Source organism: Corallincola luteus, assembly GCF_004336975.1.
Lineage (GTDB): Bacteria > Pseudomonadota > Gammaproteobacteria > Enterobacterales > Neiellaceae > Corallincola > Corallincola holothuriorum.
In genome coordinates, this window is the sequence record NZ_SJXE01000012.1 from 44,920 (window position 1) to 56,991 (window position 12,072).

Consider the following 12,072-nt stretch of genomic DNA (forward strand, 5'->3'; position numbering starts at 1 on the left):
CAATGCATGCTTCTCAAGATCAACAACTGTTTGAAGATTTCTACGCTGACATTATCGGCTCACCGCTTAGCCATTGGTTACAAACCGCGCCGGCACAATTAACCCGTTGGCAAAAAGAACAACGTCACGGTGAATTAGACAGTTGGTTACGGGTGGTCAGCAAACTGCCTGAATTAAGTAGTACTTCCAACGACCTCAAACACAGTGTCACCTTTGGTAGTGAAGCCGAGGCTAGCAACTCAGATAGAGCCCGTATGACCGGCTTGCTGAAGCAACTGATGCCCTGGCGCAAGGGGCCTTTCCAACTATATGGTATGGATATCGATACGGAATGGCGCTCAGATTGGAAGTGGGAGCGGCTACTTCCGCATATCAGCTCACTGACAGATCGCAACGTGTTAGATGTCGGTTGTGGCAGTGGTTATCACATGTGGCGTATGTTGGGCGAAGGCGCAGCACGGGTTATCGGCGTCGATCCCACGCAGCTATTTTTAGTACAATTTTTGGCAATTAAACACTTTGCGCCAAAAACTAACCCGATCCACCTGCTGCCATTAGGGATCCAAGAGCTGCCAGAACTGAAAGCATTTGATACGGTGTTTAGCATGGGCGTGCTCTATCATCGCCGCTCGCCAATTGACCATCTGTTTCAGCTGAAATCACAACTCCGTCCGGGCGGTGAACTGGTGCTGGAAACATTAGTCATCGATGGCGATAAAGATCAGGTGCTGGTGCCGGGTGAGCGCTACGCACAAATGCCCAATGTCTGGTTTGTACCCAGCAGTGAGGCCTTAGAGCACTGGCTGAAACGCTGCGGCATGGTAAATATTCGTACCGTTGATATAAATGTCACCACTGTTGACGAACAACGCAGTACAGATTGGATGGACCGGTTGTCGCTAAACAACTATTTAGACCGGAATGACCAAAGCAAAACAGTAGAAGGTCATCCTGCGCCAAAAAGATCAATCATCATCGCTAATCGACCGGAATGAGCTTAAGGCGCCTCTTCCCGAGCTGTCCTGCCCCCTTCCTATGGGCATTGCTACTGTGTTTCGTTTGGAGCTGTTCATCCGCATCAGCTTCGAGCGCGCAGCGTCCAGCACTGGCGGCGGAGTGGCAAAGTGCAGATCTATTGCGCCAGCGTTGCAGCCAAGCGGTCGACCTAATGATGAATGGGCCAAGGTTTACAGCCGATCACGGCGCAGATGCAGGGCGCAAGTTAGGGATCTGGATGACGCCTTTTTTCGATCTATTGGCTCAAGTCGAGCAATTGCAGCGCACACATCCCGATCCTCATTGGCGAGAAACCGCTGGTTATTGCCGCCTATCTATCAACCTAGCCATAACAGAATGGCACAATGGCAACAGTGATCATTGGTTTGCTCCATTTCTCCAGTCGAAACATGAAAGCCCGGCTGCGTCATGGCAACAGCATCAATGGCGAAAGGAGTACCCTGGGCTGTGGCAGAAAAATTACCCAGCAGCAACCAAAGAGGAGATAAACGCGGCGCGACTAAGCTTTAAACGCGCGCTCCAACAAGACTTGCCAATAACACTGCCTAAAAAATGTCTTGAAAAAACGCCCTTACGAACACAGCAGTTAAGTGAACAGCTCGCAATAACGGTCGATTTTTCCGAACCCAGTCGTTATCTCAGCTTTATGCGCTCAGCCTATCGCAGCGAATGCCGAGCCTTCGTTTATCGAGCCTATCAACAACGTGGCGGCAAAGCCGCGAGAAAACAACTTAACCGTTTGTTGGCTGCTCGACTCTCATTGGCGACGCAAATGGGCTACGCCAGCTGGTCACACTATAGGCAACGGGATGCGCTCCTCGAACGTAAACAGGTCAGGGATTTTCTCACCACCCTAGAACGAGCCCTCACGGTCGAAGTATCCACGAAAACTAAGCAACAGTTTAAACCATGGGATCACTGGCGGCATCAAGCAATAGCAGCCAAAGAATCACCGACAAAAGAGATAATCCCAAGCGGAATTATATTTAATAAACAGCTTCTGTACTGGTCCAAAGCGCTAGGGATCAGAGGCAAAAAAGTAAATCTGCCGATCTGGCAAAGTCATATGGCGGTGTGGCAACTCACCGATGAAGAGGGGCTGATCTTTGGCGAAATTTACCTTGATCTATCGAGCCCTGATCCGGGCTTAGCGACGAGTCGTTTACGTTACCCTGTAGCCGGATTTCAGTCAGGTGCCATGCTCATCAGTACCAATAGATCCCAGCCGGTTACTACGTCAAAAGTAGATAGCAGCATATTAAAAGCGATCTACGGCATACTGTTTCACCCGACACACCCTGACTTTTCTTCATCTCCCTACCCGGATCTGGAAGGGTTTGAAGAGCGATTACTTAACCAGATAACCAAGCCAAACAGTTTTACCCCCCCCCCTCCGGTGAAATTACTCAAACGTGTGCTAATCGCCAAATTGGCTTATGTATACCATCAGCATAATCTGAGCATGACCGACCTAACGTCCTTAAACATGCGCCTGCTAGGAGATAACCGCCATCTTGTTGATGCCCCGTTAGCATCCTTGCCATACGCTATGTTGACGCTTGCTACAGCAGATAGCTTGAGCTATCGCGCGCTGTGGCAATATGCGTTAGCTAAACGCATCGCAAACCGCTACCAGCGAGGAGAAATCACCATTAGCGATATTATGCTGGCGTTGCATCAACTCAGAGGGGCTACGGCACAACAATCCCTAATTGATTTAGCAGCGCTCGACCAGATCGATGATCCACTCGCAAGTGGCCTCGCCAAATCCTTATTGCGCCACTGACACGGTTGCCCTTGTGCAACAAAATTGAATAGTTACAATATGATCAGCTCACATGGATGTAGGTAAAGGCATGTCACGCCCTTTTGTCTCATTGCAAAAATGGAAGTAGAGAAATGACACAATACCGTCCCCGCACTACTTTGGAACAGTGGCGTATCTTGCAAGCCGTCGTTGATGCTGGCAGTTACGCCAAAGCAGCCGAACGACTCAGCAAGAGTCAATCATCGTTAAACCACGCTGTCGCCAAGATGCAGACGCTATTAGGTGTCCAGCTATTAGAGGTCAGAGGCCGAAAGGCTTTCCTTACTAAGGCTGGAGAAGTGATGCTCCGGCGCTCGCGACAGCTGACCGAAAATATCGAATCACTCGAAAACCTGGCTGAAAACATTGATATGGGCTGGGAGCCGGAGATCCGACTCGCTGTTGAATTAATCTATCCAACAGAAGCCCTCAATCAGGTGCTGGCTTTTTTCGAGCCTGAAAGTCGCGGCTCACGGATCAATATTCAACGCGTCGTCCTATCTGGTGGTCAAGAGGCGGTTGTCTCGGGAGAGGTCGACCTAGCCATCGTCAATCATGTACCCAAAGGCTATCTTGGCCAGCCGCTCTGCAGTGGAGAGCTTTGGCTGGTCTGCCACCCAGATAATCCCCTCAACAATGAGGTACCACTGGAATCGCAGCACTTGGAAAAATCATTGCAACTGGTGATCCGAGACACCGGAAAGCAACCAAAAGAAGAACAGGGTTGGCTGAAATCCGAACAGCGATGGACGGTCGACAATTTCTATGAGGCACTGGATCTTTTGCTACAAGGGATTGGATTTGCTTGGCTACCACCACATATTGTCACTGAGCAGGTGCAACAGGGTAAGCTCTCGCGCCTGTCTCTCTCTGGGAGCAAAAAAAAATCCGTCGTCCTTAGTCTGGTACAACCCACCCCCGACAACGTTGGTCCAGGCACACAACGACTCACGGAATTGTTTCTCAATCACCACCGCGAGAACTAACAAATTCTAAATAAAAAAAGCGGCTTACCTTGAGGAAGCCGCTCATCTTATATGCGAACAGTCATCGTTTTATACTTGGTAGTAATCACGATACCAATCGACGAAATTCTGGATCCCAGTTTCAATCGGCGTCGACGGATGAAAACCTACCGATTTGTTTAAATCTTCGATATCAGCGTAAGTAGCAGGCACGTCGCCCGGTTGGATCGGCATATAGTTACGCTCAGCTTCCATACCCAACGCTTTCTCAATACAAGTAATAAAATGCTCTAACTCTACCGGTTGATGATTACCGATATTAAAGACTTTATAAGGGGCACTTGAACAATGAGGCTGCGGCGCGGCGCCAGACCAGCTCGAGTTCGGTGCTGCGGGCTGATCCTGAATACGGACGATCCCTTCAACAATATCATCAACATAAGTGAAATCACGCTGCATTTTTCCGTGATTGTATACGTCGATAGGTTTCCCTTCCAAAATCGCCTTAGTGAACAAGAACAGCGCCATATCTGGACGCCCCCATGGGCCGTATACAGTAAAGAATCTCAGCCCCGTGGTAGGCATACCGTAAAGGTGACTATAGGTATGTGCCATCAATTCATTTGCTTTTTTGGTTGCTGCATACAAAGACACCGGATGATCAACATTGTTATGCGTTGCAAACGGCATGGTGGTGTTCAGCCCATAAACAGAGCTGGAAGAGGCATATACCAGATGTTCAACATCGTTATGGCGGCACCCTTCCAGAATGGTCAGTGTACCTGTGATATTCGCATCCGTATAAGCAAACGGATGCTCTAGGGAATAACGCACCCCTGCTTGGGCCGCCAAATGAATAACACGATCAAACTTCTCATTAGCAAACAGCTTGGCAATACCGTCTCGATCTTCCAGTGCCACTCGGACATGACGAAAGTTCACCAACTTGTCTAACATGCGCAGACGATCAAGCTTTAAGTTCACATCGTAATAGTCGTTAACGATATCTAAACCAACGACCTCGTGTCCTTCATTACATAGACGCATCGATGTATGAAAACCGATAAAGCCTGCCGCACCTGTCACAAGAAATTTCATCATTCTTTCCCATTATAAATCAGCAAAAAGCTCGGAAAACCCGAGCTATTTAATCTCAATTGTTACGACACCAAACTACAACGTTGATGCGAATTCAGCAATGCCAAGGCCTATGCTTTAGCATATCCATGGGGATTGGCTGATTGCCAGCGCCACGTGTCTGCGGTCATATTCTCAACCGTTCTCGTCGCTTGCCACCCAAGTTCCTCACTGGCTAACGCAGGATCCGCCCAACACTCAGCGATATCTCCAGCCCGCCTTGGCGCCAAAGTATATGGCACCGATTTACCACTGGCAGTTTCAAACGCTTTCACCATCTGTAGTACTGAGTAACCACAGCCAGTACCAAGATTATATGTAACGACGCCTGGTGAAGTAGTCAGCTTATCCAGGGCACGTAAGTGACCAACCGCCAGATCCACCACATGAATGTAATCTCTTACGCCTGTGCCATCCTGCGTTGGGTAGTCATCACCAAACACGTTCAACCGCTCAAGCTTACCAACCGCGACTTGCGAAATATAAGGCATCAGGTTGTTTGGTAAACCATTAGGATCTTCACCAATCAAGCCGCTTTCGTGAGCGCCGACCGGGTTGAAGTAACGTAACAAAGCAATATTCCAACTATTATCGGAGACATATAGATCTCGTAATATTTCCTCAACCATCAGCTTACTGCGGCCATAAGGATTGGTGGCACTGGTAGGAAAGTCTTCTCGGATAGGCACCGATGCCGGATCACCATAAACCGTGGCCGATGAACTGAATACCAGGTTCTTAACGCCGAACTCTGCCATCACTTCACAAAGCACTATCGTACCTGTGACGTTATTCATGTAGTAGCTGAGCGGCTTCTGAACGGACTCCCCAACAGCTTTCAATCCAGCAAAATGCACCACAGCGGAGATATCGTGTAATTGGAACACTTTTCGCAAAGCTTCACGATCCAAAATATCGACCTGATAGAAAGGCACTTTCTTACCAGTGATCTGCTCAACTCGTGCCAGAGAAACATCTGACGAATTTGATAAATTATCAACAACGACCAGATCTTGGCCTTCATTCAATAGCTCAACCACTGTATGGCTGCCAATATACCCAGCACCACCAGTTACTAATATCGTCATGGGAGATCCACTTATTTGATAGAAAAGCCGATTAGTGCGGAACGCACTAATCGAACCAACCTAAAGGGAGTTTTTACAGCTTAGCTGTAACCTCTTTCAGGTACTCGGCAAACTCTTTACCCAGCCCCTTATGACGCAGTGCGTACTCGACATTGGCTTTCATATAGCCAAGCTTACTACCGCAATCGTGGCTTTGCCCTTTCATATAATAAGCATTAACTTGCTGCTGCTTCATCAGTACAGCAATCGCATCTGTTAACTGGATTTCGTCGCCTGCACCTGCCGGGGTAAACTCAAGAATGTCCCAAATATCAGAACTTAAAACATAACGACCAACGACGGCGAGATTCGAAGGAGCATCTTCCTTAGCAGGCTTCTCAACGATAGCTGTCATCGGCGCTGATTCGCCAGGCTGCAACTCGTGCCCTTTCACGTCGGCAATACCAAACTTAGAAACATCTTCGTCAGGTACAGCTTCCATCATCACTTGGCTACAACCGGTGTCCTTGAACATACGCACCATTTCAGCCATGTTGTCGCGAGTAAGATCACTCTTAACATCATCAATAATGACATCTGGCAGCACTACGGCGAAAGGCGCATCGCCAACCATAGGGCGGGCGCACAAAATAGCATGGCCAAGTCCTTTAGCCGTCCCCTGACGCACGTGCATAATGGTGACATCTTTCGGACAAATACTTTGCACTTCATCGAGCAACTGGCGCTTAACACGCTTTTCCAGCGTCGCTTCAAGTTCAAAGGAAGTATCAAAGTGGTTCTCAATTGAGTTCTTACTGCCGTGAGTCACCAAAACGATCTCTTTGATCCCTGCAGCAACACATTCATTTACAACGTATTGGATCAAAGGCTTATCGACGATCGGCAGCATCTCTTTCGGGATGGCTTTGGTGGCGGGAAGCATTCTGGTCCCCAGACCGGCAACCGGAATCACTGCTTTCCTTATCATTTACGTGTCCTTACTTACAATTAGGTGAAGTTGAGAAGATTATACGCCGAATGTGACAGATTCGTTAAGCTAAAATGTGACTTAAGTCTCATCAAATTTTAATAGTCTTCGCTAATGCGCCATATCAGTGCACAGAAGTATCAATTCAGAATGGGAACAGGCGTGGAACAAGAAAAATAACGACAAGACTGTAAACAACGGAAATAGGCAGCCCTACCCTAATAAAATCAATAAGCTGATAGCGGCCCGTATTAAAAACCATTAAGTTAGTTTGATAGCCATAAGGGCTGACAAAGCTGGCGCTAGCGCCAAATGCCACAGCTAAGGCAAAGGGCATCAAATTCACATCGAAGCCCATAGACAGGCCATAGGCTAGCGGAAAGGTCAATGCAGCTGCAGCATTGTTCGTGACTAACTCGGTCATCACCAAAGTCATCAAATACACACCAACAAATGCCAACCACACCTCTTGTCCAGCAAACACACGCTCAGCATAAAGCGCCAGTAACTCGGCCAGGCCACTATTTTCAACAGCCTTGGCTAGCGTCAGCGCAGCTGTCACGATTAACCAAAGCTCAAAAGGAAAACGTCGCTTAATTTCATTGGTGTTTAACACTTTAATGGCCAACATGCCCGCCAACAAAAAGATCAATCCAGAGAGCAGCGATAGGAGATTGAGCGCAGCCAGACCAATGACAGTAACAAAGCCGGCCAAAATAGCCCACTCCTGCAACCGGGTAAGCGCCTTTGGTAACCGAATGCCACTGACGATAAAGAAGTTCTTAGCGATATTACGATGTTGAGTAAAATCAGGCCCGACAGCCAACACTAAGTTGTCACCTGCTCGTATTTTCACATCACCCAACTTACCGCTGATCTGCTCACCACCGCGACGCATCGCCACAACGGCAGCATCAAAACGGGCTCGAAAACCAGCGCGCTTAAGGGTGCGTCCAATTACCGATGCCGTAGGTGTCACCACCACTTCAATTAAGTTTTCCGAAGGGAGACCGTTACTCTCAGCAAACATATTCAAGCCATCATACTGCTTGAGTTGATAGAGTTTGCTGACGTCACCGGAAAACACCAAACGATCACCCGCTTCAATCAACACTTGGGGTGTCACAGGGCTAATCAGGTGCTCATCACGAACGATCTCCACTAGGAAAAGTGACTCCATGTTACGCAAGCCATTTTCGAGCACACTCTTACCAATCAGTGGTGAGTCAGCAGCCACTTTGGCATCAATGAAATAGCGCTTGAACTCCCCCTCTTTCTGTTCATGCAAGGGAAGCCAATGACTAACACACAGGAGGGTGGCTCCACCAGCAACAACCAGAGAAAGGCCGACCCAGAAAAAATCAAAAAATTCGAATCCTGGCGCACCAGCATCGATGATTAAGCTATCAACGATCAGATTGGTTGATGTGCCAATCAAGGTCATGGTGCCACCCAGTATGGCGGCATAAGACAAAGGGATAAGCAGCTTAGAAGGCGCGTGAATGCCATTGTTGCGCAGTGAAGGAATGAGTGAAGCCACTACCGCAGTGTTATTAAGAAACGCTGAAGTAATCGCGGTAAAACCTATTAAGCGCAGTAAGGTAACAAAATAGCTCGTGGAGATTAGCTTATGGGAAAGCCGTTTTAACCAACTGGTCTTTTCCAAACCCAGTGACACACTCATTAATAACAACAGAGTGACGAGGCCTGGATTAACCGCGTTATTAATGAGTTCCGCTTGGTCAACAAGCGACAAACCTAACGCGGCAATCAATACGATGCCAAATAACGAAGCAGGACGGACACGGGTAAATAGCAATCCGGCAAGCAGAAAGCCAAACAAACCGAGCACCGTCCACTGCGTTAGCGTCATCGGATCTACTTCACGATGTCGAGCAGATCTTTCGCTTCCCAATGGGGGAAGTGCTTACGTACGAGCGCATTAAGCTCCAGTTCAAAATCACTGAAATCAGAACGACTCTTTTCCGCACGTTTCCCGGCACCAACCACCATACCAGCACCGACCGTCACATTGGTCAATCGGTCAATAATGACAAAGTTGCCACAACCTTTGACCTTCTGATAACTATCAAATGCCACCGGCTGATTCAGGTTAACCTGACACCGGCCAATCTCGTTCAAGTTAAGGCGCACGGCGTCATTGTGCTCCATGGTGTTCACGTCAATCTGATAGTCGATCTCTGAAACACTGCCCGCTGTCGTCTTAGTCGCTAACTTAAAATCATACTGTTTACGCGGCAACATCGGCTCTTCCGCCATCCAAACAATGGTGACATCAAGGGCATCTGTTACCTGTGGACGATTATTGGCGTGAACCAGCATATCGCCACGACTCACGTCAATTTCATCTTCCAATGTCAGGGTAATCGCCTGACTAGCAAACGCTTCTTCCAATTCACCATCAAACGTGGTGATCGTCTTCACGCGAGACTGCTTACCAGATGGTAACGCGACCACCTCGTCACCGACACGAACAACACCACCGGCGATAGTGCCAGCAAAACCTCTGAAATCTAGGTTGGGGCGATTGACATACTGAACTGGCAGGCGGAAATCATCGAAATTACGTGCCGCCGTAATTTCAGCACTTTCCATCATCCCCATGAGAGTTTCACCATGATACCAAGGCGTCTGCTCACTTCGTTCGACAACATTATCGCCTTTAAGGGCGGACAGTGGCACAAACTTAATATGAGGGATCTCTAGCTTCTCTGCGAACTTAAGGTACTCGCTACGGATCTCTTCAAACACAGTCTCAGAGAATTCCATCAAATCCATCTTATTAACAGCCACGACCACCTGTTTGATCCCCAACAGAGAGACGATGAAGCTATGGCGTTTAGTTTGCGTTTGCACACCATAACGAGCATCAATCAGGATCACGGCTAAATCACAGGTCGACGCACCCGTCGCCATATTACGTGTGTACTGCTCATGACCCGGTGTGTCAGCGATAATAAACTTACGCTTATCGGTGGAGAAATAACGATACGCCACATCAATAGTGATGCCCTGCTCTCGCTCTGACTGCAAACCATCGACCAAAAGGGCTAGATCGAACTCTTCGTCAGTGGTGTTAAATTTCTTCGAATCTTTCTTAATTGACGCCATCTGATCTTCAAAGATCATCTTGGAATCGTGCAGCAAGCGACCAATGAGGGTACTTTTACCATCATCGACGTTACCGCAAGTCAGAAAGCGCATTAGCTCTTTCTGTTCATGCTGTTTTAAATACCCCTGAATATCCGAGGCGATCAAATCTGATTGATGAGACATATTCTACTGTTCCGTTTTCGTCGCTATCGTTCGATCTATTTAGAAGTAACCTTCGCGTTTCTTCTGTTCCATCGAAGCCGCCTGATCGTGATCGATCACCCGTCCCTGACGTTCTGACGTCTTAGTCAGCAACATCTCTTGGATGATTTCCGGCAACGTCGTAGCAGTCGATTCAACTGCCCCCGTCAACGGATAACATCCGAGGGTACGGAACCTCACCATCTTCATCTCGGGAACCTCCCCCTCTTTCAACGGCATGCGCTCGTCGTCAACCATGATCAAGGTACCATCACGTTCAACGACTGGACGTTTCTCGGCGAAGTACAAAGGCACGATCTCTATATTTTCCAAATAGATATATTGCCAGATATCTAGTTCCGTCCAGTTAGATAGGGGGAATACACGGATACTTTCGCCCTTATTAACCTTGCCATTATAGATATCCCACAGCTCTGGTCGCTGGTTTTTAGGATCCCAGCGATGATGATTATCACGGAACGAGTAAACCCGCTCTTTGGCTCGAGATTTCTCTTCATCACGTCTGGCACCGCCAAAGGCCGCATCAAACTTATAGTGATCCAAGGCTTGCTTCAGGCCTTGTGTTTTCATCACATCAGTATGCTTAGCACTGCCATGGGTAAATGGCCCCATGCCCATATCCACGCCTTCCTGATTGATATGCACTAACAGATCCATATCGTGCTTATCCGTGAAGCGATCACGAAATTCAATCATCTCCTTAAACTTCCAGGTGGTGTCCACATGGAGTAATGGAAATGGCAATTTGCCAGGATAAAACGCTTTACGAGCAAGGTGCAGCATCACCGCCGAGTCTTTGCCTACAGAATAAAGCATTACTGGGTTATCGAATTCAGCCGCCACTTCGCGGATGATATGTATACTCTCAGCTTCTAATGCCTTGAGGTGGGTCATATTGAACGGTTTCATGGTTCAGTCACTACTTTGCTAGCGTTAAAAAGCATCTGCAGAGAGCAAGGCGCTGCTCGCTGCTATGAAAAATGGATTGAGTATCGATTCTTTGTGGTTATAGCGAAGTGGCTCTCTGCTATCTGCATCAACCATCTCACCACCCGCAGCCACCAATACCGCATGTGCCGCAGCCGTATCCCATTCAGAAGTCAAACCCAAGCGAGGATAAAGGTGCGCACGTCCTTCGGCGACCAAACAGATCTTTAAAGAGCTACCCATCGCCACCATCTCATGACTCGGCAGCTTGGTGAGAAACTCTGCGACCTCCTTTGACTGATGACTACGAGAGCCCACCACAGCCCATGTATCACTCGGCCGTGGTGCCAATGCAGAAATGGCGGTTTCTTTACCTGACTCAATTTTGTAAGCACCGAGCTCAATACCACCAATGTAGGCGGTACCAAGTACAGGAGCGACAACCACGCCTAACACCGGCTTACCCTGATCGATAAGGGCAATATTGACCGTAAACTCACCGTTCCGCTTGATGAACTCTTTGGTGCCATCAAGAGGATCGATTAGCCAATAGGTATTCCACTGCTGACGGGTCGGCCAATCGATATCATCAGACTCTTCAGATAACACTGGGATGTCAGGGGTAAGTAGGGACAAGCCTTGCATAATGGCTTGGTGTGATGCCAAATCTGCCGCAGTTAAAGGGCTGTCATCGCCTTTAATCTGTACATCGAAGTCATCTCTTTCATAGACCTCCATGATGGCATCACCAGCAGCCTCAGCCACAGTGAGCACATCAAGCAGGAGTTCTTTATCTTGAGCTAAAGACATACTCTCTTCCTTAAGGGA

General features: G+C 48.2%; 10 protein-coding genes. 3 read left to right on the top strand and 7 right to left on the bottom strand.

Annotated elements, in window-relative coordinates:
* Window positions 1–2: 2 nt before the first annotated feature.
* The 3 genes from cmoB to EZV61_RS17565 all read left to right on the top strand — a co-directional run bounded on the left by cmoB (window position 3) and on the right by EZV61_RS17565 (window position 3,810).
* On the top strand, window positions 3–995 hold the full coding sequence (gene cmoB / locus EZV61_RS17555) for a tRNA 5-methoxyuridine(34)/uridine 5-oxyacetic acid(34) synthase CmoB (protein ID WP_131417281.1): 993 nt from the start codon (window positions 3–5) through the stop codon (window positions 993–995).
* Window positions 992–2,803: a gluzincin family metallopeptidase gene (locus EZV61_RS17560; RefSeq protein ID WP_131417283.1), complete on the top strand. Its 1,812-nt coding sequence runs from the start codon at window positions 992–994 to the stop codon at window positions 2,801–2,803. Before cmoB ends, EZV61_RS17560 begins: the two co-directional genes overlap by 4 nt.
* Before the next feature lie 113 nt (window positions 2,804–2,916).
* Window positions 2,917–3,810, top strand: a complete 894-nt coding sequence (locus tag EZV61_RS17565) for a LysR family transcriptional regulator (protein ID WP_131417285.1) — start codon at window positions 2,917–2,919, stop codon at window positions 3,808–3,810.
* Window positions 3,811–3,879: 69 nt separating this feature from the next.
* On the opposite strand, the gene EZV61_RS17570 is transcribed toward EZV61_RS17565, so the two are convergent.
* From EZV61_RS17570 to cysQ, 7 genes are all read right to left on the bottom strand, one after another.
* Window positions 3,880–4,887, bottom strand: a complete 1,008-nt coding sequence (locus EZV61_RS17570; RefSeq protein WP_131417344.1) for an NAD-dependent epimerase — start codon at window positions 4,885–4,887, stop codon at window positions 3,880–3,882.
* 110 nt (window positions 4,888–4,997) lie between these two features.
* Complete coding sequence (galE, locus tag EZV61_RS17575) at window positions 4,998–6,014, bottom strand: UDP-glucose 4-epimerase GalE (RefSeq protein WP_131417287.1); 1,017 nt, start codon at window positions 6,012–6,014, stop codon at window positions 4,998–5,000.
* 73 nt (window positions 6,015–6,087) lie between these two features.
* Window positions 6,088–6,981, bottom strand: coding sequence for a UTP--glucose-1-phosphate uridylyltransferase GalU (gene galU, locus EZV61_RS17580; protein ID WP_114338428.1), 894 nt, complete (start codon window positions 6,979–6,981; stop codon window positions 6,088–6,090).
* A gap of 145 nt (window positions 6,982–7,126) precedes the next feature.
* On the bottom strand, window positions 7,127–8,854 hold the full coding sequence (locus EZV61_RS17585) for an SLC13 family permease (RefSeq protein WP_130565292.1): 1,728 nt from the start codon (window positions 8,852–8,854) through the stop codon (window positions 7,127–7,129).
* A gap of 5 nt (window positions 8,855–8,859) precedes the next feature.
* Complete coding sequence (gene cysN, locus EZV61_RS17590; protein WP_131417289.1) at window positions 8,860–10,278, bottom strand: sulfate adenylyltransferase subunit CysN; 1,419 nt, start codon at window positions 10,276–10,278, stop codon at window positions 8,860–8,862.
* 39 nt (window positions 10,279–10,317) lie between these two features.
* Window positions 10,318–11,226, bottom strand: a complete 909-nt coding sequence (gene cysD / locus EZV61_RS17595) for a sulfate adenylyltransferase subunit CysD (protein ID WP_114338425.1) — start codon at window positions 11,224–11,226, stop codon at window positions 10,318–10,320.
* 24 nt (window positions 11,227–11,250) lie between these two features.
* Window positions 11,251–12,054: a 3'(2'),5'-bisphosphate nucleotidase CysQ gene (cysQ, locus tag EZV61_RS17600; protein WP_114338424.1), complete on the bottom strand. Its 804-nt coding sequence runs from the start codon at window positions 12,052–12,054 to the stop codon at window positions 11,251–11,253.
* Window positions 12,055–12,072: the final 18 nt, after the last annotated feature.

Coding starts and splice junctions, on each gene's coding strand:
- cmoB (WP_131417281.1), top strand. CDS start 3: ATGCATGCTTCTCAAGATCAACAACTGTTTGAAGATTTCTACGCTGAC.
- EZV61_RS17560 (WP_131417283.1), top strand. CDS start 992: ATGAGCTTAAGGCGCCTCTTCCCGAGCTGTCCTGCCCCCTTCCTATGG.
- EZV61_RS17565 (WP_131417285.1), top strand. CDS start 2,917: ATGACACAATACCGTCCCCGCACTACTTTGGAACAGTGGCGTATCTTG.
- EZV61_RS17570 (WP_131417344.1), bottom strand. CDS start 4,887: ATGAAATTTCTTGTGACAGGTGCGGCAGGCTTTATCGGTTTTCATACA.
- galE (WP_131417287.1), bottom strand. CDS start 6,014: ATGACGATATTAGTAACTGGTGGTGCTGGGTATATTGGCAGCCATACA.
- galU (WP_114338428.1), bottom strand. CDS start 6,981: ATGATAAGGAAAGCAGTGATTCCGGTTGCCGGTCTGGGGACCAGAATG.
- EZV61_RS17585 (WP_130565292.1), bottom strand. CDS start 8,854: ATGACGCTAACGCAGTGGACGGTGCTCGGTTTGTTTGGCTTTCTGCTT.
- cysN (WP_131417289.1), bottom strand. CDS start 10,278: ATGTCTCATCAATCAGATTTGATCGCCTCGGATATTCAGGGGTATTTA.
- cysD (WP_114338425.1), bottom strand. CDS start 11,226: ATGAAACCGTTCAATATGACCCACCTCAAGGCATTAGAAGCTGAGAGT.
- cysQ (WP_114338424.1), bottom strand. CDS start 12,054: ATGTCTTTAGCTCAAGATAAAGAACTCCTGCTTGATGTGCTCACTGTG.